Genomic DNA, 25,043 nt, shown 5'->3' with positions numbered 1-25,043 from the left:
AATATCACGTCCCGCTTTTAAGACGCTGCCTTGAACCTGAATATCGCCACTGTCCTGAGTCTGTTTATCACCCGTTGCTGTGATATGAATATCCCGTCCCGCATTCAGGCTGCTGCCCTGAGATTCGGTAGCGTCACGACGGGTTTCAGATTTTGCCGACTGGCTGCCATAAGAAAGCTGAATGCCAATCGTGTCATTCGGTTTTTCCGCTTTTCCGCCTGCCTGATTGATGGCATCGGCTTTAGCTGATTGAGCCTCACTGAGTTGCCAGGCTTGATAGCCTTGTGCTCCAGACAACACTGCTTGAGTGCCCTTCAACGCCTGCAACCGACTATCCTGAGTACCCTTCGCTTCATTGGCTGTCTGCACAGCCGTATTGATGGCACTGCCCACTGTACCAGACAGCGCCAATGTCAGTCCCGACTGTTTATGCTCCGTTTTACTCAGTTCCGTATGACTGTTTTTGGCTGCCGTAATCGCAACATCCTTGCCCTGAATAACAATATCTTTTCCGGCGACCACATCACTGCCATGCAGCGTCACCTGATTTTTCGTTGTCAGGGTCACATGGCCTTCGCTGCTGCCTACCGTACTTCCTTTATGTCGCACATCATCATTGTCATTGGTCTGTTTAAACTTCGAGCTTCCTACCGTAAAGCCAATGCCGCCTGTTCCCATCAGGCCAGATTTTTTCTCTTCCTTACGCTCACTCTGATGATAGATTTCTTCCACCGTGGTGACGGCCAGATTGTTACCCGCATTCAACGCAACATCCTGGGTTCCCACGATGTTGCTGGCTTTTACCGTAATATCTTTACCTGCCAGAACGTTTACGCTATCGCCACTCAGGGTACTGCTCAATGCCTGCTTACGGTCAAACTGGAGCTGAGTTGTCGTCGTGGTTGACGACACCATGCTGTTGCTCCCTTTCACCTTATGGTATTCATCGTAGGTCTGCTGCTGCTCACCCGCCAGAAGATTGACGTCACGCCCCGCACTGACTTGCAACATTCGACCCGCCGTCACATCAACCGCTTTCGCGTAAACATCACGTCCAGCGCTTACCTGAATTTGTCCGGCACTGTTGACTAACGTTCCCACATCACCAGACTGATCGCGGGTAATACGGTGGTTGCTACCGATGGCCGTATGCTCATAACGCGCCATTTTGACTGTATCAAACTGGATATCGCGCCCCGCAGTCAGCCGAATTTCGCTGTTTTTTCCCTGCGTTGCCAGTTGCGCTGCTGACAGATTAATGTCATTACCCGCCTGAAGGTGCAATTTACCATCGGCCCCCTGAACATAAATACCGGCCATGTTATCCACATAGGTAGAACTGAAACGACCACTTCCCGCCTGATTCTCACCAGAGCGGGTGGTACTGGCGATATCAATGTTGTTGCCCGCTTGAATATTCAGGAAATCTTTTGCGCTGATGGTACCGCCGCGCTGAATCATGTCGGTTCTCGCCTGTAAGGACAGATTATCCCCTTGCAGATGGCCGCCCTGTTGACGGATATTGTCAGCCAATACCTGAATATCCGACCCGATAATCCGTCCCTGATTGAGCAAATCGTCGGCCAGTTGCAAGTTAACTTGACTGCCGCTTAACAGTGCGCCGCTGCCATCCAGTTCGCCAGACTGGGCACGTACATAAACTTGTGGCGCCAGCACTGTTTGCTGACTACCATCGGGTAACGTCACAGTAGTATTAACCAGCCATATCATATCTTCGGTCAATCTAGCCATCTGCTCAGCACTGAGCGCGATACCGGGAACTAAATTGAACGTCTTCTGGGCACGTAAACCCGCGTTCATCAGCGCCTTAAACTGCTCTTCGTCATTCTGGTATCCCGGCAGATAACGTTTACCCGTCAGATTGACAATCTGCTCACGGATCAGGCGTTGCTCATAAAAGCCATCCCCTAACCGCTTGTGTACGTGATTGCGATCACTCAGCATCGCTCGCTGCATGTAATCCGTACCCAGCCATTTTTTTAGCTGAGTAAACTGCGGATCGGTTTCAATCAGCACATAGTTATCAGGGAACGGCGGTTGTTTAAGCAGATTATTCCCCTGTGCAGGAGGCTGTTTAAATAGGTTGTTATCTTGCTCTGAAGGGTGTTTAAGGAGATCATTATCCTGCCCTAAAGGGCGTTTAAGGAGATCATTATCTCGTTCTGAAGGCGGCTTAAGGAGATCATCATCCCGCTCCGGAGGCGGCTTAAGGAGATCGCCATCCTGTATCGAAGTTTGCTTATATAAGCTGTTGTCCTGTGCTGAAGTGTGTTTTAACTGGCTGTTGTCCGCTGTTGAATGCTGTGTTAACAAGATATTTTCCGCCGGCAACTTCAGTTTAAACAGACTGTTATCCGGCAAGCGGTAATTAGGCACTTCTGTACGGATCACGATTGGTTTTTCACCCGTTACCGTAGGCTGTTGGCTAACAACCTCCAAACGCTGCCCCGGTTTCAGTCCCATCTCAGTGACTTTGACCTCACTGCTGACAAAACCGGCATCGATCTGGCCATTGTTCACTTCTGTAATTTGTGTAGCAGTGCCTTGGAAAGTATCCGGACGTTGCCCCTTTAGCAATACATCGCCCTGCTGCGCCTGTACAGTACTGGGTTTCAGGGTAATCGCATGGATTTCCGTATTAGGTTCGTAGTGATCCCAACTGTAACCCTGTCTATCACGGCCTCTTTTCTTGACACGCCAGAAATACTCAATTCGACCTTTATCAGTAACATGCTGTTCACCCTGCACTTCAAGGTTGTTGATTCGCCCGCCCGTCACTGTCAGCAAACCACCGGCTACCACCTGACTCTTATCGTTGGTCAGCACGGAAGTATTAATGATCAGATTTTTCCCTGCCAGAATTTTCGCCGGATCGGTTTCTTTTACCCGAGATTCTTTTATCATCCGGGTGTATTGGTAAACCTGAAAGTTATCCCGGCATCTCATATTATCAATACAGACATGATCAACTTCATCATTATCAATAGTGATTTTGTGATTTTTTACATTATAACGTTTCCCCCAAACTTGATACTCTTTGACCGGTTCCTGCGAGATTTGCTGAAATTCAGTTTCAAAATGGTCATTAACGTTATTGATGTTAGCCATTGCCAGACGCATATCGCCTGCGGCTTCAATGCCAGCACTGTGGTTATTGATAACATGACCTTTACCATCAGCATATTGCTGGCTGTTAAGCCGCCCGCCAATAGATAAGTCTCCATCACTGTAAATCAGGCTGTGGGTTTTGTTATTGAGTTCGTTTGCCCCAATGTCCAGTCGGTTGCGGGCCGCAATCACAGCGGATTTTCCGTCTTCTGCCAAATTATCGAGCTTGCTGACACCCAAGGCGATATGATCGCCATAAATGCGTCCCGTTCCCTGATTGCTCAAATGCTGCGCCTGCAAGTAAGTTTGAGCGCCATCCATGAGACCGCGATTACTTAACGCTTTTTGAACTCTCCATTGGTGATAATTACCAAGAATTTTTCCCGTTGCGGCGTTGATCAGGGTGTCAGCTCGGCCTTGCAGGGTTGCGGCACTGATCAGGCTCTGATTGATCAGATCCCCCTGAATGTCCAGTGTCAGCCCATTATTAGCAATTATTTCACCCGTATGGGTAAAACCACGTAGCAATGTCAGCGTGATATCACCCAGTGAACGTAACTTACCGTCTCCCGTGACAGACTCCCCTGAAATGGTCAGTTTTTGCCCTGCTTTAGCATCCCCGTTGGTGTTGATGAAGGTCAGTTTTTTCCCCTGAGCTATAAGCTGCTGATTAGCTTGTAACTGTCCTTGGGTGTTATTGAGTTTTGATGCCAGTTGCAGGCTCACATTTTCGGTTGCAGTCAGTTGCCCCCGGCTGTTATCCAGCGTGTCAGCAATGATATGGATATTCTTACCGCCGATACCTTTATCCGATTGTTGGGTATTAGCGTTGTAGATTTGTTGCGCAGTCAGGCGAATATCGCCGCCACTGCGTACCAGACCGGCTATGTTATCAACATGCCCTTTCACCTTAGCATGCAGATGATTCAGCGCCAGGAGCTGCCCCTGTGCGTTCAGGAGTTTCTCTGCATCAATATGCAGCGTATCTTCACTCAGGATCTTGCCGCCTTTCTGGTTATCCAGTTGGTTGGCTGCCAGCTTGACGCCCGCTTTACCATGCAGCGTACCATTGTGGTTGATAATATCCCCGCTGCTGATACTCAGCCCATTTTGGCTGTCCAATACACCATTGATGTTATTCAGCCCCTTGCCTTGTATATCAACAGACAATGCCTGCACAGACTGAATATGTCCGGCCTGATTGTTCAGCGACTGACTGTGCAAATCTAAGGTGCTTTGTGCTACCAGCACGCCCTGCTGGTTATTCACTTCTACGGCTTTAATCTTGAGGCTATCAGCCGACACTATGGCGCCGCTATCATTATCCAACACGCCTGTTTCCAGCTCCAATGCCTGTTTGCTGGCCATGCCCTGTTGTGTTCCGCTATTACGGTTACTGAGTGACTGCGTTTTCAACGTCAGCTTGCCACCACTTTGCAGAAGGCCCTGATCGTTATTCAAACCCACCACCGTCAGGAACGTGTTGTTACCCCCCAATATTTGTCCTTGCTGGTTGGCAACATCTTCTCCTGTCATAGAAAGGCTATCGTGACTTTCGATATGACCGAACTGGTTATTCAATATCCCGATATTCAGGCGCATCGCCCCTTGGCTGAACAGGCCCCCCTGTTTACCACTGTCGCGATTATCCAGTAAATTGCCATAGGTATTTACCGTCAAGTTCTGCCCGCTCTGTATCAGACCATGACGGTTCAGCAATTCGCCGCTATGGAGGGTCAGATTTTTTTCTGCCGCAATCAGTCCGCTGAAATTATTCAGGCGCTGTTGAGCGGTATCGAGCTCAACCTTTTCCGCACGGATCTGGCCTTTTTCATTGTCGATACCCTTGGTTTTCAAATGCAATTTTTGTTGCCCAACAACACGGCCAGACTGGTTTTCCAGCTTCTGTGCGGTCAGAGCCATATCCCCTGATGAAGCTGCGATTTGCCCTTCCCGGTTATTGACGGCTGAAGCTGATATCGTCATTCCCTTCGAGGCAAGCAGTTGACCAGCCCGGTTATTCAGACTTTTGTCCAGATTAACTTGAAGCTGCCCCTCCTCAGCGGCGATGATACTGCCCTGTGCGTTATTGAGTTCGTTGGCGCGGATATCTACCGTACCATTACCGGCTATCTTGCCCCCGCTGTTATCCAGTGACTGCTGTATTTTGAGGGTCAACGCCTGTTTTCCCGTTTGGATCATTGAGCCCAATTGGTGAGAAAGTGACTGGATATGTACCGTAATCTCCCGGGCAGATATCTGGCTCTGATCCAGATGATAATCTCCCCCCTCCAGTTTTAGCTGACCGTCAGACAACAGGCGACTGTTATCGCTGTCAAACACGGTAGCATCAATGCCCAAAACCCCTTTCCCTGCATGAGCCAGCGTCCCGCTCCGGTTGGCAATAGTCTTGGCCTTAAGGATCAAATCCTGCCCGTTGGATGCGATGATGCCCTCGTTATTCTCAATACCTGTCTGATGGTTCAGTGTTAGCGATTGCTGCCCAGTCTGAGTAATGCGTCCCCAATTATTCAGCAGTTTTTGGCTACTGAGCGTCACTGTCTCCGCACTCAGTTCACCACGCTGATTATCGATCAGCGCTGGTGCAGATAAAGTCAATTTTTGGTTTGCACTGACTCTGGCCTCCTGCAAATCTAACTGTGTCCCGGAAGCCAGTTTCAGGTTATCACCCACCGTCTGACTGCCCTTAAGAGACACGTTTTTTGCTTCCACGGATAAAGCATCGTGGACCAGATTTTGGCCGTTAAGTTGAACAGCTTCACGGGCTTTCACTGTCAGATTACCTGTCTGGATCAGTTTACCGTAACGATCAACCCCTGCGGCCAATACGCTGTTTGACTGGCTGTGTAACGAAGTACTTTGGCTATCAAGATGACGCCCGGCCAATATCCGCCCTTGATTATTTATATGATCACGGGTTTTTATCGTGACATCCTGACCTGCGGTAATTTCCCCTTGGTTAGTTAAATCCCCCTGATTGCGGAGAGTGACATCATCTGAGGCCGTGATAATACCGTTGTTAGTGAGTTTTCCATCACTGCGGATAGCCAGACTACCCACCTGAGTCAATAGACCTTGGCTGTCAACACCTGATGCTAGTACTCCCTTTTTCTGGCTGTCCAGTGAAGCACTGTGGATATCAAGGTGACGCCCAGCCAGCACCCGCCCTTGATTGCCAAGATGATCACGGGCTTTGACTGTGATGTCCTGACTGGCTGTGATATCCCCCTGGTTAATCAAATTACCTTGATTCTGGAGAGTGACATCAATTGAAGCACTCATTGAGCCACTATTGATTAGTATGCCGTCACTGTGAATGGTTAAATTGCCATCGCCATCAACCCCTGCCGCCAATACTCCCTTTTGCTGACTATCTAATGAGGCGCTTTGCATATCAAGGTTGCGTCCGGCCAGTATTTTTCCTTGATTACTAAGATTATCGCGGGTTTTTATTACAATATCCTGACCCGCGCTCACCGTACCCTGCTGAGTTAGATCCCCCTCATTCCGGATAGAAAGGTCATCTGAGGCCGTGATAACGCCCTTGTTAGTGAGTTTTCCGCCACTGTTGACCATTAATTTGCCCGGCTGGGTTAGTTTACCCTGACTGTCAACACCTGCCGCCAATACGCTATTTTGCTGACTGTCCAGTGAAATACTTTGGATTTCAAGGTGTCGTCCAGCCAACACTTTCACCTGATTATCAATGTAATCACGGCTTTTAAGCACCATATCTCGGGTTTTCAGCAAAATATCGCGTCCGGCGGTCATTTCCCCCTGATGAATGAAATTACCTTGGTTCTGGATTGTCACATCATCCGTAGCCGCTATCATGCCGCTGTTGCTCAGCGCGCCGTCACTACGGATCGTCAAATTACCCGACTGACTCAGTTTGCCTTGGCTATCAACACCCGCTGCCAATACCCCTTTTTCCTGACTCATCAATGAGGCACTCTGGATATCGAGATTCTGTCCGGCCAACATTTTTCCCTGATTGCTGAGATGGTCACGGGCTTTTATCACAATATTTTGACCTGATGTGATCTCCCCTTGGTTAGTTAAATTGCCTTGATTTTGGAGAGTCACATCAACCGAAGCGCTCATCGTGCCGCTATTGGTCAGTATGCCGTCACTGTGAATAGTCAGATTACCATCGCCATCAACCCCTGCCGCCAATACCCCTTCTTGCTGGCTATCTAATGAAGCGCTTTGGATGTTAAGGTTATTTCCGGCCAACATTTTCCCCTGATTGTTGAGATTATCACGGGCTTTTATCGTCATATGTTGACCTGCGCTCACCGTACCCTCTTGGGTTAAATCCCCCTCATTCTGAATAGCAATGTCATCCGAAGCCATGATAACACCGCGGTTGGTAAGCTTACCGTCACTGTTAACCGTCAATTTACCCGATTGGGTCAGTTTACCCTGACTATCAATACCTGCCGCCAATACGCTATTTTGCTGACTATCCAATGAGGCGCTTTGGATATCGAGGTGACGCCCGGCCAGCATCTGTACCTGATTTTTGATATGATCACGGCTTTTAAGCACCATATCTCGGGTTTTCAGCAAAATATCACGCCCAGCGGTCATTTCCCCTTGATGAATAAAATTACCCTGATTCTTGAGAACCACATCATCCGCTGCCGCTATCATGCCGCTGTTACTCAGCGCACCATCACTACGGATTGTCAGATTACCCGTCTGATTCAATTTACCCTGGCTGTCAACACCCGCCGCCAGTACCCCTTTTTCCTGACTCGTCAACGAGGCACTCTGGATATCAAGATGCCGTCCAGCCAGTATTCTCCCCTGATTGCCGAGATGGTCATGGGCTTTTATCGCAATGCTTTGGCCTGACGTGATATCCCCCTGGTTGGTTAAATTGCCTTGACTCCAGAGAGTCATATCAACCGACGCACTCATCGTACCGCTGTTGGTGAGGGTACTGTCACTGTGAATGATCAGATTACCATCACCATTGACCCCCGCCGCCAATACGCCATTTTTATCGCTGTCCAGCGAGGCACTGTGAATATCCAGGCTGCGTCCGGCCAACATACGGCCCCGATTGCTGAGATTATCGCGGGCTTTTATCGTCATATGCTGACCCGCACTCACCGTCCCCTCTTGGATTAAATCCCCCTCATTCTGGATGGCGATAACATCCGAGGCCGCGATAACGCCTCCATTGATAAGTTCACCGTTGCTGTTAATCGTCAAATTGCCTGGCTGAGTTAATTTACCTTTATTGTCAACGCCTGCTGCCAATTCGCTATTTTTCTGGCTGTCCAGTGAGGCACTTTGAATATTGAGGTGATGCCCTGCCAGCATGCGACCCTGATTGCCGAGATGATCGCGGGTTTTGACTGTGATGTTCTGACCCGAAGTCATGTTCCCTTGATTGGTCAGGTTACCCTGATTCTGGAGTGAAATATTACCTCCGGCGGTCATATCCCCCTGATGGGTGAAATTCCCCTGATTCTGGAGAGTCACATTGTTCGTAGCCGCCATCATGCCGCTGTTGTTCAACGCGCCGCTGCTGTGGATCGTCAGATTACCCGTCTGAGTCAGTTTTCCCTGGCTGTCAACGCCCGCCGCCAAGACGCCCTTTTCCTGACTCGTCAATGCAGCGCTTTGGATATCAAGATGCCGTCCGGCCAGCACACGCCCTTGATTGGCAAGATGATCACCAGCTTCTACAGTAATGTCCTGGCCGGCCGTGATATCCCCCTGGTTGGTTAAATTGCTTTGATTCCAGAGAGTCACATCAACCGACGCGCTCATCGTACCGCTGTTGGTGAGGGTACTGTCACTGTGGATGGTTAGATTGCCATCACCATCAACCCCCGCCGCCAATACACCATTTTTATCGCTGTCCAGCGAGGCGCTGTGAATATCCAAGCTACGTCCAGCCAGCATACGGCCCCGATTGCTAAGATTATCACGGACTTTTATCGTCATCCCTTGGCCCGCCCTCACCGTCCCCTCTTGAGTTAAATCCCCCTCATTCTGGAGGGCGATAACATCCGAGGCCGCGATAACACCCCCATTGGTAAGTTTACCGTTGCTGTTAATCGTCAAATTACCCGGTTGGGTTAATTTACCTTTATTGTCTACACCTGCTGCCAATTCGCTATTTTTCTGGCTGTCCAGTGAGGCACTTTGGATATTCAGATGATGCCCGGCCAGTATACGCCCCTGATTGCCGAGATGACCGCGGGCTTTAACTGTGATGTTCTGGTCTGAGGTAATGTTCCCTTGATTGGTCAGGTTACCCTGATGCTGGAGTGAAATATTACCTCCGGCGGTCATATCGCCCTGATGGGTGAAATCTCCCTGATTCTGAAGAGTCACATTATTCGCAGCCGCCATCATGCCGCTGTTGCTCAACGCGCCGCTACTGTGGATCGACAGATTACCCGTCTGAGTCAGTTTTCCCTGACTGTCAACGCCCGCCGCCAAGACGCCCTTTTCCTGACTCGTCAATGCGGCGCTTTGGATATCAAGATGCCGTCCAGCCAGTATACGTCCCTGATTATCGAGACTATCACGAACTTTAACTGTAATGTCCTGACCGGCCGTGATATCGCCATGATGAGTTAATGCCCCCTGATTCTGGAGAATAATATCAACAGAGGCTTTCATGGCACCGCTATTGATCAATTCACCGCCACTGCGGATCGTCAGATTACCGCGGCTATCAACTCCTGCCGCCAATACCCCCTTTTCCTGACTTTTCAATGCGGCGCTTTGGATATCAAGATGCCGACCGGCTAACATACGTCCCTGATTATCGAGTTGATCACGAGCTTTGACTGTAATGTCCTGCCCGGCCGTGATATCCCCCTGATTAGCTAACTCGCCCTGATGCTGAAGAGAGACATCCGCCGAAGCCGTGATCATCCCGCTATTGGTGAGTTGCCCTTCACTACTGAGTGTCAAGTTACCCGCCTGCGCACCCAGTTGTCCCGCATTGCGCACACCGACACCTTGTTCAGTACCAACCAGCTTAATCTTATTGGCATACATCCCGCCAATGGCAGCTACATCGAGACTGAATGCAGTTTTCTTTGTGTCACTGGCATGAACTTGATCCACGTTACCCTGCGCATCCACACGATTGTGACCTGTCGTCACAGTCAAATCCTGGGCATGCAGCTTGGCGTTAATATTAACGGCACGGGCAATCAGACGGGTATAATCGCTTTTGGCGTCATTTAACCCCTTACCGTCAACAGTCAGGATACCCTCATCCACTTCAAAACCTTTTAAACGGCCATTTGCTAAAATAGCCTGACCTGCCGCCAATGTCGTCTGTTTGGCATTGATAAAACCACAGCCACGACAGGTAATACCGGCAGGGTTAGCAATAATCACATCCGCACGTTTCCCTGCCACTTCAATAAAACCATTCAACTGGCTGGGATCACGGCTGTTAACCTCATTTAAAATAATCTTGGCTTCACCTTGTGCCAACCAAGGGTTAGCCGTAATCAGTCCGCCTAAATCAGTTTTAGTATTTACACCACTGTTGTTGAGGATCGCGCCTCGCTGATCCACATCAAACTGGCTGTACTGGTTACGGGAAACGCCGTCACTGTTAGGTGTCTGAATATTAACCTGTGGTACGCCATTAGCTGAGGAAATGACGGTAGGTTGCTGCAAACTGGGCGCATTATTGTCTGCTACAATCCTCGCCTGCGCCGGTGTACTGACTAATCCCAATGCTAATGAAATCCCCAGCACTAACGGTAACAGTGAGGCTTTAGCCGCAGGCAATGGCCTCGAATTCATTCCATGACGCACCTGCCCTGACGTATAGCTGTGCGCAAGATCAGAAACCACCATCAACATCTGACGGGTTTTATTGAAAATCACTCGGTGACAAAGCTTATTCATCGTGAAGAACCTCTTTCGGGCAGCGCCAATATGAGGGGATGAACGTTCCACCAATGCGCCGCCTGTTCGCGGCTGACGCCTCTCCCTCGAAATCGGATAACCTGTACGCCTCGTTCACTCCCTTTGTGATATAAGGCGCGGTAACAGTGATAGGGAAAAATTTCGCTTTTCATTAAATTCGCCATCTCACGGCTATGACCAAATGGCGTTATCCAGTCCAGAAACCAGAGCCGATCACCGTTATACAATGGCAAATTTCTGTTATGCGCATACTGATCCGTCAGACAATGTAATTCCGTTTCTTCATCGAAAAATGCCCAGCTCAAGTAGAAAATTGGCTGGTCATTGCGGCTCACTAGCACATACTGTTGAGCTTTAAATACGGGTAGAAGTAGCGTAGAGAGGGAAATCAGGGGCGCGCATACGTCATAATCGCCGATTAACATGAAACCTCCTCAATACTGCCAGTTCAGGCTAAAGCCCACATAAGCTGAATCGGTTTTGAAACCATCGGGTTTAGATAATGGCGTACCCACCGAAACGTCATAAGCCAGATTGGCAGGACGAATATTGCCTTTCAGGCCGATAACACCGCCCGCCAGCGTTCGACCAATAATCATGTCTGAACCATTCCCACCAACCCGGCCATAATCCGCCCCCAGATAAAGTTGCTGTTCTGGCAAAGGAGTCTGCCATGACAAGGTATTACGCAGCGTCCAGCCTTCATCAGCACTTAGCGTCCGCTCACCATCAAATCCACGTACTGTCCAGCGGTTGCCAATACTGAATTGATCTTGTGGCGTGAGTGGCGTGTTGCTCCACTGGCGTTGGTATTCAATGAGGTGCCAGAATTTTTCATTAGCCAAGGTAAAAGGGGTATTCAACGATGCCGAAAACTGGATGATTTCCGATTTTGCCGTGGCATAGTCCGGGGAAGATTTATCACGGCGCTCTTCGAAAGCAGGCAACGCCCCAAACCAACGGGTGCCTTTCTGATAACGCACTCCTGCATCCAGTACCGCCGGGCCAATGTAGTGCCGATGAGCTAATCCCAGACTCCAACTGCTGGTACGGCGCTTCTGCGCATCAATTTCCGTCTGTTTGATAAAATTACGGGTCTGGCGAACATGAACACCATAAGTTAATGTCGTTTTGGAACCGGCATTGCGATGCAATACACGACTCAATTGAGCATTGAGGTTTTGGCTACGACCACGGTATTTCGCATCCTCATTGTGATGGGGGATGGTTTGCGCATAGGTGTACTTACTGCTTGTGACCGCAAACTGCCAGTAGCCGAATGGAACTGAGTAATGTGCTGTGTAATTGGTAGAATCTTTTTGGTTAGAGAAAACCAGATCGCGTGTCATTGCGATATATAACAGGTCACTCAGTGACGTCGGATTATCCAGCGCAAACATCAGCCCGCCCTGCGTGCGTCCTGTAGCTTTGGTTCCGCTGTTGTCTACCCAAGCGCCGATATGCCAGAAGCGGGACTGTTGGCGTTTAATGACAATATCGCTTTCGCCGGGTTGTTCGCCCGGAACAAGCTCCATTGATGCCTGCACATTGGGCAATCGTTGCAGATTCTCTAATCCCTGTTCAATATCCCGCAAATCCAACAAGCCACCTTCACGAGCCGGTATAGCGGTATACAATGTCGCGTATTTGTCTGCATCATCAGCATAACGGATATGCCTCACCATTCCCGGCACCACATTCAGTTTCAGCTCACCCTGACTCAAATTTTGTTCGGGAGCCAATACCCGCGTCGTCACCCAACCATGATAAATCAGCCGGTTTTGCATATTGCTCATCAACAGACTGATACCCTGTGTGCCCAAACACCGTCCATTAGCCAAATCAGCCAAACGTTGTAATGGCAGCCAATGGGGTAAAGTTTCCCGGCCGGACAGCCCGACTTTATGGATCACAAAACAGGGTGATTCTTTAGGAAATACTAGTCGTGAAACTGATGCCGCATCATCTGAAAGACGCACGGTTGGGGCCTTGGCTTCCAGACGCTGTTCCTGCGCCTGCTGTTGCTGTTTTTGATGAATAAAGGGTTGGTCATCGGCCTGTACGGGAGATATTGCGAATACAGCCCATCCAGCCAGCCCTGCGATTATTTTGTCGGAAGTTACCATTATCATCGCTGAACCAATTATTATACTTAATTTTTATTTAATAATTCAGTGGGGAATTTGAGATAAAGTATTATGGTTGAAGTTGTTTTATTTTCAAGTTAATTGGCTGACCCTTAATCACAAAGGCAAACATTTAGACCATTTAACTATAAACATGCAATAAAAAGGCAAAAAACCAATATTACTAGCACATACCATGTATAACATTAAGAATATTAATCTAATATTTAGATTAACGAAAAAACAAAAATACCATGAATATGATTAAAAAAAATAATAAATATCATGATATTCAAATATTCTTAAAGACAGACAATTCATCCCTTAAATAATAAAACCTATTGTACTATTTTCCTCCAGACTGAATTTTTTACGCCGCCACCAGAATGCTGAATATATATAAATCCCAAGCTTCCTCACATCAGCCGCGCATCCGTGCCTGCACTACGTAGATTTCCGCTTCAATGTTCGATAGGTTTTATCATGGTCTGCTTGGAGCCAAGATATTTTTCCTTATTAACTTGTTTCAACTACCTTTCAGAATACTATTTACTGAATTCATATAATATTCACAGCATTCAATATATTGATTATATTTTAATTATTATGCGAAACCACATCAGATTTAAATAAAATAAATAATAACAATAGTAAAATTTTGACTAAATAACTTATATTGCAATTATCATTTCATTTATTTTTCAATAAAAAATCCGGTATAAGAATATATACCGGATTATTATATCAAGGTTAAATCATTAATATATTATACCCGTTATCTTTCAAGTTGCCTCTTTGTTGGCTGCGTTCGCTCACCCCGGTCACATAGTTATCTATGCTCCCGGGGATTCACTCCCTTGCCGTCGCGATGCATCTTGAAATCCATAGGGTATAGTATTACACCGCCTCCTTATCACAACCGATTGCCAGCGCCATATTTAAGCCCTGAGCTAAAGCAATTTTATTCTCATCATCTTCCAATAAACTAAAGTGGTCACCCGGAATAGCAATGAGCTTAAGCGAAGTATCGGCTATTATCTGCGCCCAACCTAGCGACGAATCGATATTTAAAGGCTCTGACTTTTCATCCGCCACAAAAGAAATAGATGGGTAAGGTTCCACCGCATAAAACTGATGCAGCGTTACCGTTAATGCTGGCGGCTCATAATTTCTGACTATTTGCTCATAATGCTCCATCTGTTCCCAACGCTTCGCCATTAAGTCAGCACTCAAATTGACGGGATATAACGCCAACTCCTGCGCCGCTGCAATAAACTGCACCAAATTCAATTCATCAATTCGTTGATACAACGCCGCAACCTGTTCAGAATGTTCTTCCCCTAATTGCCTGACCAATTCGGTAAAAAATTGATGTTTTGGTTGCGCTATCTGCTGACCAAAACAATGAGGGGCAAGCGTGTCAATCAGCCCCAGGAAATTAACCCGCTCGCCAGCACTCAAAAGCTGTTGGGCAATGGCATAAGCCAATATTCCGCCAGAAGAATAGCCACATAGCCGATATGGTCCTACCGGTTGCACAGCTTTCATCAAGGTGATCATTCTGGCAGCTTGCTCTTCCATCGTTGACATCGGTTCTTCACTGATGGCAGGCCAAGGCAGCGCATAAATCGGATAGCCCGACGGAATATGCTGAGCCAGCCCGAAAGCATAGGAGTAGTCACCCATGCCACTGGGAACAAAGAACAGCGGCAACTCTGTTCCATCAAGCCGTACCGATATAGCGCTATTTTGCGGTTGAGATAGTAAATCTGAGGCGATTTTTGCAGCCAGTTCGGCCAACACCGGGAATTGGAACAAGGTATTCAATGTGCAAACCATCCCTCGATCAGCGGCAATATTCGTCATTCGCATGGCGAGCAGTGAATGGCCTCCCAATGCGAAGAAGTTGTCATGTCGGCTGACCTGCTCAACACCCAATAACTCACACCAAATAGCCGCCAGAGCTGTCTCGGTTTCCCCTTGCGGCGCTTCATAGATCTGACGGGAAAAATCTTCTTCCCGCGGCGCCGGTAAGGCCCGGCGATCTAGCTTGCCGTTCGGGGTTTGCGGGAAGGTATCCAGACGAACAAAAGCTGACGGCACCATATAATCTGGCAAAATGGCACTCAGATGAGCACGCAAGCTGGCAGTCAAACCTTCATGCGCTTCCGCTGCCACATAGGCGACCAAATGCTTGTCGCGGCCATCCTCCCACACCAACACCGCTGCCTCTTGCACTGCCGGGTGTTCCAACAACCGGATTTCAATCTCTCCTAGCTCAATCCGGAAACCGCGAATTTTTACCTGCTCGTCGTTACGGCCCAAAAATTCTAGATTACCGTCCGGTAAGTAACGGGCCAAATCCCCCGTGCGATACATCCGCGCACCAGATACCGGACTAAAGGGATCAGCTATAAAACGTTCCGCACTCAGTTCCGGCTGGTTAAGATAACCCCGTGCTACACCGACGCCGCCAATATACATTTCACCAACGCAGCCTAATGGGACGGGCTGACCGTATTTGTCCAGTAGGTAGACACAGCTATTTTTAAGCGGCCGGCCGATAGAACTATCATCTGTCGGGGATGATATCTCCTTGCAGGTCGCCGTCACGGTATTTTCCGTCGGGCCATAAGCGTTCAACAGTCGAGGTCGATGGGTTTCTCGCGCAAACCACTCCTGAATAGCGCTCTTTTTAACTGCTTCTCCCCCAATAATGATGAACCTGAGGCAATCCGGTAGCGGTAATGCATTGTTTCCGGCAATCAGTTCAGACCAAAATAACGCCGGCAGAGACATTACCGTAATACGGTTCTGACAGGCTAAGGCAATAAATTCCTGCATTGAAGTCAGCCAGCGATCATCGCGCATGACCAACGTGGCGCCATTACACAATGACAAGCAACACTCTTCTACTGAAACATCAAACGCAAAAGAGGCAAATTGTAATAACCGATCTTGTGCAGTGACCACATAGGTCTCATTAAAACCCAGATGACGTTGATACACCGCTTGGTGTTCTATCATCACCCCTTTCGGCTGCCCGGTTGAACCGGAGGTATAGATGACATAAGCCAGATGTTGCGGCGTCAACTCGGCTACCAGTGGGTTGCTGTCCGGCTGGTCTGGCAGAATATTCGAGTCAAGTACCGTTAGCCCGACCAGCGCCTGTTCGCCAAGCGCCGCCCGGCCAGCTTCATCAACCAGTACCACGAGCGGCTCCGTGTCACTCAGAATATACGCCAGACGTTCTCCCGGATAAGTCGGATCTAGCGGCACATAAGCCCCGCCAGCTTTCAGCACCGCCAGCAGCGCAGCCACTATCGCCGGTGAACGTGCCATACAAATCGCCACCCGCTGATCCGGTATGACGCCCAATGCAATCAGTTGATGGGCAAGTCGATTGGCGCGAGCATTTAATTCGGCATAGCTGAAATGCTGCTCTTCATATACTAACGCGGTCGCCTCCGGGGTTCTCTCTGCCTGTTGTTCAAACAGTTGGTGAATACATAATGGGTCAGGATATGGGTTTTCCGTGGTATTCCAGGTTTCCAGTAACAATGTACGTTCCGTTTCAGGCAGGATGTTCAGCGCACGTACTGGCGTCTCCGGGGCTTGTTCAAGCGCGTCCACCAGACTTTCCAGCGCCTGTTGCATATAACCGCATAGCCGATCAGGTTCAAACGGCTGCACCACCAAAGCGGTCAGCCCCAACGTGGAACCACCGTCTTCTATCGACAGTCCAAACGGATAGTTCGTTCGTTCCTGTCCGTCCAGAAATTCAATACCGCTGATGATGTCATCCGACGTTGCCGATAAGGCATTGTGTCGATAGTTGAACAGAGCGCTAAAGAGTGGCGTACCGCTGGCGATACCACTGCACCGCTGGGCCAGCGCCAGTGAGGCATGCTCATGCTCCAGCAACCCAGCCAGTCGCAAATGTACCGCCCGCACGCTGTCCTGCACCGGAGTGTCATCAACATCCAGTCGCAACGGCAAGGTATTCATAAACAGCCCCATGCCGTTATCTGCCCCTTCTCCTGCTTCCATACGCCCAAACAGGACGGTACCAAACACCACTTTCTCTTGCCCGCTGGTATGCGACAACACCTGCGCCCAGGCCAGATGACATAACGCCGCCAGACTGACGCCCAAACGCCGGGCCTGATTACGCAGGCGATCATTTAATGTCGCTGTTAGCGCCCGGTGAGCTTCCCTCATCTGAGATCCGTCACGATGCACCTCCGCCAGTCCGAATGGTAACGTTGGCTCATCCACCGCCACCAACATGTCGGTAAAGAAACGGGTATGTTCTGCCTGACTCCGCCCAAACCGAGCCTGAGCCACCAAATTGCGGAAAGGAGCCGGCGCCGGCAGACTATCCCCCTGCCCGGTAAAATGGGCCTGTACTTCACGGTGCATGACTTCCAGCGTTTCATGATCGCCAATCAAGTGATGCTGCAATTCCAGTAAGAACCAACGGCCATCGGTTTCCTGAGTGATAACAAAATGCAGTAGCGGCGCCTGACTCAAATCAAGACGATAATGCCCCGGATCAAAACGCCGGGTTAGCTGATCAATGACCGGGCCGTCAGCCGGGTCCAACGTTAGTTCCGTCACCGGCAATTGCGCCCGGCGCAAAACCACCTGCGCTGGAACGGATAACCCTTGCCAGATAAAAGCAGTACGCAAGATGTCATGGCGGTCAATCGCCTGTTGTACCGCCGCCAGATAACGATCCAGCAGAGAGCGGTTCTCAAAGATCACCGGATAGAGCAACAGATACGGGTCGCCTGCCTGTTCCAACAGGTGATGGAACAGAATACCGTCCTGCAACGGCGACAAGGCATAGATATCCTGAATATTGGCGACTCCGCCCGGTACTTGCCCAACAATGCGATCAATATCAGTTTGAGTCAGATCAATCAGCGGCAACATCGCCGGCGTCAGCACCGTGGTGGCCGGCGTGATAACATTAGGCGGCACCACTACAGCCTGATGCTGCCCCAATGTTTGCGCCAATTCTGACAACACCGGATATCGGAACAGATCACGCGCTGTCAACGCCAACCCCAGACGACGTAAGCGTTCAATCATGCGCACAGCGAGCAGGGAATGGCCGCCCAACACAAAGAAGCTGTCATGTCGGCTGATCTGCTCAATGCCCAATAACTCACGCCAAATGGCCGCGAGGGCGATCTCAGTCTCCCCTTGCGGGGCTTCATAAATCTGACGGACAAAATCTTCCTCTCGCGGTGCCGGCAATGCCCGGCGATCTAGCTTGCCGTTCGGGGTCTGCGGGAAGGTATCCAGACGCACAAAAGCTGACGGGACCATATAATCAGGTAAAATCGCACTCAAATATTCACGTAAACTGGCAGCCAACTCCGTATTCGCTTCCGCTGCTACATAGGCAACCAGACGTTTGCCCTGCCCACCCTCCAGCGCCAACACCGCCGCCTCTTGTACTGCCGGGTGTTCCATCAATCGGGTTGCAATCTCCCCTAGTTCAATTCGGAAACCTCGAATTTTTACCTGTTCGTCGTTACGGCCCAGAAATTCCAAGTCGCCATCCGGCAGGTAGCGAGCTAAATCGCCAGTGCGGTACATTCGCGCACCGGATACCGGACTAAAGGGATCAGGTATAAAACGTTCTATACTCAATTCCGGCTGGTTAAGATAACCCCGAGCCACGCCCACGCCGCCAATATACATTTCGCCAACACAGCCTAACGGTACCGGTTGACCATCTCTGTCCAGCAGGTAGATGCGGGTATTTTTAACCGGCCGGCCGATAGAACGATCATCTGTCGAGAATAATATCTCCTTACAGGTCGCCGTCACGGTATTTTCCGTCGGGCCATAAGCGTTCAATAGCCGGGGACGATGGACTTCCCGTGCAAACCACTCCTGAACCGCGCTCTTTTTCACTGCCTCACCCCCGATGATGATGAGTCTGAGGCAATCCGGTAGCGGTAATCCATTGTCCCTAGCCACCAGTTCGGACCAAAATAACGCCGGCAGAGACATCACGGTGATTCGGTTTTGCCAGGCTAAGGCAATAAATTCTTGCATCGAAGTCAGCCAACGCTCATCACGCATCACTAACGTGGCGCCATTACACAATGACAAGCAGCATTCCTCTACTGAAACATCAAATGCAAAAGAGGCAAATTGTAACAACCGGTCTTGCGCCGTGACGGCATAGGTCTCATTAAAACCCAAATGACGTTGATACAGCGCCTGATGTTCTATCATCACCCCTTTCGGCTGCCCAGTTGATCCGGAGGTATAGATGACATAAGCCAGATGTTGTGGCGTCAACCCGGTTACCTGTGGGTTACTGTCCGGCTGATCTGGTTGAGTATTCGGGTCAAGTACCGTCAATCCTGCAAGCGTTTGTTCACCAAGCGCCGCCCGGCCGGCTTCATCAATCAATACCACGGACGGGGCGGTGTCATTCAAAATATACGCCAGACGTTCTCCCGGATAAGTCGGGTCCAGCGGCACATAGGCCCCACCGGCTTTCAGCACCGCCAACAATGCCACCACTACCGATGGAGAACGGGTCACGCAAATCGCTATCCGCTGATCCGGCACTACGCCCAGCTCAATCAACTGATGAGCTAACCGGTTGGCGCGAGCATTTAATTCGGCATAACTGAAAGTCTGATCTTGATATTCTAATGCCGTAGCTCCCGGGGTTTGCTCTACCTGTTGCTCAAACAGTTGATGAATACATAATGGGTCAGGATAAGAAGTTTCAGTAGCGTTTAAGGTTTCCAGTAACAATGTACGTTCCGTTTCAGGCAGGACGTTCAGCGCACGTATCGGCGTCTCCGGAGCCTGTTCAAGCGCTTCCACCAGACTTTCCAACGCCTGTTGCATATAACCGCATAGTCGATCTGGATCAAACGGCTGCACCACTTGAGCAGTCAGCCCCAACGTGGAACTACCGTCCTCCACCGACAACCCAAACGGATAGTTAGTCCGCTCCTGTTCGCCCAGGAATTCAATCCCGGCCATCGCTTCATCCAGTATCACCGGTTGCTCATTATGGCGATAATTGAACAGAGCGCTAAAGAGCGGGTTTTCACCCTGTACACCACTGCACCGTTGGGCCAACGCCAGTGAAGCGTGCTCATGCTCCAGCAATTCCGCCAAGCGGAGATGAACCGCCCGCACACTATCCTGTACCGAAGTATCATCGATATCCAATCGCAACGGCAAGGTATTCATAAACAGCCCCATGCCATTGTCTGCCCCATCTCCTGCCGCCATGCGTCCAAACAGGACGGTGCCAAACACCACTTTCTCTTGTCCGCTGGTACGCGATAACACTTGTGCCCAGGCCAGATGACACAACGCTGCCAAACTGATACCCAAACGCCGGGCCTGACTGCGTAGACGGTTATTTAACGTGGTAGGCAGCATCCGGTGGGCTTCCGTCATTCGAGATCCGTCACGATGTACCTCCGCCAGTCCAAATGGCAACGTTGGCTCATCCACCGCCGCCAACATGTCGGTAAAGAAACGGGTATGCGCTTCCTGACTCACTCCGAGCCGAGACTGAGCCACCAGATTGCGGAAAGGGGCAGGCGCTGGCAGGCGTTTTTCCTGCCCGGCAAAATACGCCTGAACTTCACGGTGCATCAATTCCATCGTTTCATGGTCGCCGATCAAATGATGCTCCAATTCCAGTAAAAACCAGCGGCCATCAGTTTCCTGAGCGATAACAAAATGCAGTAACGGGGCCTGACTCAAGTCAAGACGATACTGTCCCGGATCAAAACGCCGGGTTAACTGGTCAATGACGGAACCGTCAGCCGGGTCTAGCGTCAGCTCCGTCACCGGCAACTGCGCCCGGCGCAAAACCACTTGCGCCGGGGCTGACAATCCTTGCCAAATAAACGCCGTCCGCAGGATGTCATGACGATCAATCGCCTGTTGCACCGCCGCCAGATAACGGTCTAGCAGAGATCGGTTAGCAAAGACCACCGGGTAGAGCAACAGATACGGGTCGCCTTCCTGTTCCAACAGGTGGTGGAACAGAATACCGTCCTGCAACGGCGACAATGCATAGATATCCTGAATATTGGTTATCCCGCCCGGCGCCTGCTCAACGATGCGGTCAATGTCAGTCTGAGTCAAATCAATCAGCGGCAACATCTCCGGCGTCAACGCCGTGGTGGCCGACGTGATGACGTTAGGTGGGACTACTACGGCTTGGTGCTGCCCCAACGCTTGGGCCGATGCTGACAGCACCGGGGACTGGAACAGATCACGCGCCGTTAGTGTCAATCCCAAGTGGCGCAGGCGCTCAATCATACGTACAGCAAGCAGGGAATGGCCGCCTAAAGCAAAAAAACTATCATGCCGGCTTATCTGCTCAATGCCCAATAATTCACGCCAGATAGCCGCCAGAGTAATCTCAGCTTCCCCTTGTGGAGCTTCATAAATCTGACGGGCAAAATCTTCCTCTCTTGGCGCCGGTAATGCCCGGCGATCCAATTTGCCGCTCGGAGTCTGTGGGAAAACATCCAGACGCACAAAAGCTACCGGAACCATATAGTCAGGTAAAATCGCCCTCAAATATTCACGCAAATCAGCAGCCAATCTCTCATGCGCTTCCGCCGCCACATAGGCGACCAGCCGTTTGTGCTGCCCGTCATCCAGCGCTAACACCGCCGCCTCTTGCACCGCCGGATGTTCCACCAATCGGGTTTCAATTTCCCCCAGTTCAACCCGGAAGCCACGGATTTTAACCTGCTCGTCGTTACGACCCAGAAATTCTAAGTCGCCATCCGGCAGGTAGCGAGCCAAATCCCCGGAACGATACATCCGCGCACCGGATACCGAACTAAAGGGATCGGGTATAAAACGTTCCTCGCTCAATGCAGGCCGGTTCAGATAACCCCGCGCCACCCCGACGCCGCCAATGTACATTTCACCAACGCAACCTACGGGTACCAATTCACCATATTTATCTAACAGATAGATGCGGGAATTTTTAACCGGCTGGCCGATAGAGCGAGCATCCTCCGGGGATAACACCTCCTTATAAGTTACCGTCACGGTATTTTCCGTCGGGCCATAACCGTTCAATAATTGGGGCCGGTAGCCTTCCTGCATAAACCAGTCCTGAATGGAGTTCCTTTTTACCGCCTCACCACCAATCATGATCAGCCGGAGACAATCCGGCAGCGGCAACCCGGCCTCTCTGGCCGCCAGTTCAGACCAGAATAAGGTCGGCAGAGAAATGATCGTAATACGATGTTGCCGGGTTAAAGCAATAAATTCCCGTACCGAAGCCAACCAGCTATCATCCCGGATAACCAGTGTGGCCCCATTGCATAATGCCGAGAAAAATTCTTCTACTGAAACATCAAACGCAAACGCGGCAAATTGCAACACCCGATCTTGCTCAGTAACGGCATAGGTGTCATTAACACCCAGAAGGCGTTGATAAATCGCCTGATGTTCTATCATCACCCCTTTCGGCTGCCCGGTTGAACCGGAGGTGTAAATCACATAGGCCAGATGATGCGGCGTCAATGCAGCCACAAATGGATTACTGTCCGGCTGGTCAGGCGAGATATTCGGGTCAAGCACTGTCAGCCCGGTCAGGGCATCCTCACCCAACGCCGCCTGCCCGCTTTCATCAGCCAATACCACTGACGGCGCAGTATCATTCAAGATATACGCCAGACGTTCCGCCGGATAAGTTGAATCCAACGGCACATAAGCCCCGCCAGCTTTCAGCACCGCCAGCAACGCTACCACCATCGCCGGGGTACGCGCTACACAAATCGCTACCCGCTGGTCCGGTATGACGCCTAATTCAATCAGTTGATGGGCAAGTCGGTTGGCGCAGGCATTTAATTCGGCATAACTGAAACGCTGCTCCTGATATTCTAACGCCGTGGCTTCTGGGGCTTGCTCTGCCTGCTGCTCAAATAACTGGTGAATACATAACGGGTTAGGATCGGGGGTTTCAGTGACGTTCCAAGTTTCCAGTATCAATGTACGTTCAGCCTCAGACAACACATTAAGCTGCCCAACAGGGATTTTATCTCCCATTCTTTTCGATACTGCCAGCACCTGTAAATGCTCGCTCATCCGCAAAACGACTTCTGTACTCAAGCGATTTTCATCGTAGATCCAGCGAAAACCTCCCTGCTCATTTATCTGGAGGGTCAGCAATTCGCCGGATACCCTCTTATCTCGCGGCCTATCGCTCTTTATCAACGAGATAGCGATTCGCCACGGCCGGCTTGTCGCCAGCGCCGGGATAGCATGCAATGAAGGAGAACAAGAGAGGAGATCACAACTAAATGTACCGTGCTGCTCCAGCCGGGACAGCTCTTCATCAACCCAGTCAGCTACCTCATACCAAGGCTTATCAAACGCGACCTCAACGGCCATAGGCACCACCGGCGCCTGATCTGCCGATTCACCTTTTACCTCATCCACGCGCCAACCAACTTGGAATGCGGTCTGCTGAGTCAGACGCGCAAGGTAAACGACAAATACCTGCAACAACGTTTGCAATGACTCCTCTTCGCCATTTTTCGGCAAAGGGGGCTGCCAAGCGCTCATTGCCCATCTGGGTTCTGTTTGCTCTCCGTCGGTTTCGAAAGGTAGCTGGATGGGTTGCAAAGCAACAAGACGCTCATACCAGAATAATTCACTGGGGGTGAGTGTCTGAAGGATATTCTTTGTATTTTGAGTCTGTTGTGAAACGTCATTCGCGTCGGTTATATTTTTCGACGTCTGAGTTTTAAACGCACTTCCCGCTTTAGCAATGTTATTTTTCATTTACTACCTCAATGAATCTGTTAGAAATTTGAAAACCGTCATTCCCGACAGTCATCACTAATGTTTCTCTCCTACTTCTTGCCCAAAAATAAAAATAGACACATCAGCTATCCATCCAAAAGACTCAGATACCGGATGCCACTGCTCGATTAATTGACTGCAACTTTTGTTGACTGACGCCAAATTACATAATGAAAAAATTAACCATTAACTGCATTTATTATCCATAATTACCAAATAACCTTTACATTTTATCCATTCTCCATTAATACCTACTTAAAACCATTTCACAAAAAATCAAGTATTTTTAAAGACAAAACAGACCAGTTTATATTTAACTATCAGAATACTACTTTGACAATCACCTATAAAATAATCTCCATTCCAATAATAAAATGATATACTAATTCAAAATAATGTTATTCAATAGGTATAAAATAATCCTGTGAATTCAATTATATCAAAATATAACGCCAAGCTAAAAATAATTCATAAAAAATTATTTTTCAACAATAAGACAATACCGCTAACGAATATACCAAAAATGCAAAAATAAAAATTATATTTAACTTAATTACATATATTCTGTAATAGTTAGAGCGTAAAAATATAGATATTATTATGTCAACAACCATCGAGAAACAATTTCAAATTAAAATAATTTAATTTTTCATTGCTTTATAATAATATACAGAGCAATCTATACATCTCTCAATAATATTTACTGTTGCATAAAATAAATATCCTCCCATTTAAATGATTTAACTTTAAGACACTCTATATCTCATTTAAACTTTAAATATAAAAATAATTTTTTCACCACATATATTTATAACTAAATACCTATATTAAATTATTTATTGAAATCATAAAAAACAATAAAACATTAATTTAAATTTTATAATCAATATTATTTTGAAAATAGCACAAATATTAACACTTACCATCCAATATCGTATTTAATATTCCAAAACAAATAATTAAAAGCAAAGCACCCTCTTATATTTTCATATTTCAATGATTCAA

General features: G+C 49.1%; 4 protein-coding genes. All 4 read right to left on the bottom strand.

Annotated features, from left to right (window positions below):
- Nucleotides 1-11,103: two-partner secretion domain-containing protein (locus V2H77_RS04990; RefSeq protein WP_341497929.1), on the bottom strand; the 11,103-nt coding region annotated here is incomplete at its 3' end.
- Entirely contained in the window at nucleotides 11,049-11,498 is a 450-nt protein-coding gene (locus tag V2H77_RS04985; protein WP_341497928.1) for a toxin-activating lysine-acyltransferase, read from the bottom strand. The genes V2H77_RS04985 and V2H77_RS04990, both read right to left, overlap by 55 nt.
- A gap of 9 nt (nucleotides 11,499-11,507) precedes the next feature.
- The gene (locus V2H77_RS04980) at nucleotides 11,508-13,199 is read right to left on the bottom strand and encodes a ShlB/FhaC/HecB family hemolysin secretion/activation protein (RefSeq protein WP_341497927.1); all 1,692 of its coding nucleotides are present in this window, start codon (nucleotides 13,197-13,199) and stop codon (nucleotides 11,508-11,510) included.
- A gap of 897 nt (nucleotides 13,200-14,096) precedes the next feature.
- Entirely contained in the window at nucleotides 14,097-24,017 is a 9,921-nt protein-coding gene (locus V2H77_RS04975; protein WP_341497926.1) for a non-ribosomal peptide synthetase, read from the bottom strand.
- Nucleotides 24,018-25,043: the final 1,026 nt, after the last annotated feature.

Origin of the sequence: Photorhabdus sp. P32 (assembly GCF_038085095.1) — a bacterium.
In the GTDB taxonomy this organism is placed as follows: domain Bacteria; phylum Pseudomonadota; class Gammaproteobacteria; order Enterobacterales; family Enterobacteriaceae; genus Photorhabdus; species Photorhabdus luminescens.
This window is presented reverse-complemented; position numbering and strand designations above follow the sequence as displayed.